1 tRNA gene is annotated in these 281 nt (G+C 46.6%); it reads left to right on the top strand.

The annotated features are described in order from the left end of the window. Nucleotides 1-111 precede the first annotated feature (111 nt). Nucleotides 112-187 (top strand) — tRNA-Glu (locus H0248_RS21540). Nucleotides 188-281 lie beyond the last annotated feature (94 nt).

The following is a 281-nucleotide window of genomic DNA, read 5'->3' as shown; positions in this document are numbered from 1 at the left end:
CACACAGATTGTCTGATGAAAATACTGAGCAAGCGCACCTGTTGATGTCATGAGTGTAGACTCATGCTGACGCGAGCGTGCCAGGTTGATGACCTGGTGCGGATTTTTCGTGTCCCCATCGTCTAGAGGCCTAGGACACTGCCCTTTCACGGCTGTAACAGGGGTTCGAATCCCCTTGGGGACGCCAATCCGATAATGAGTGAAAGACATTATCATGAATATCTTAAAGATGATTCTTCGGAGTCATGTTTACGATATTGCTCTTTAACAATCTGGAACAA

Origin of the sequence: Pectobacterium brasiliense, from assembly GCF_013449685.1 — a bacterium.
GTDB classification, from domain to species: domain Bacteria; phylum Pseudomonadota; class Gammaproteobacteria; order Enterobacterales; family Enterobacteriaceae; genus Pectobacterium; species Pectobacterium brasiliense_A.
The sequence above is the reverse complement of the archived record's forward strand: the minus strand, read 5'-3'. Positions and strand labels throughout refer to the sequence as shown.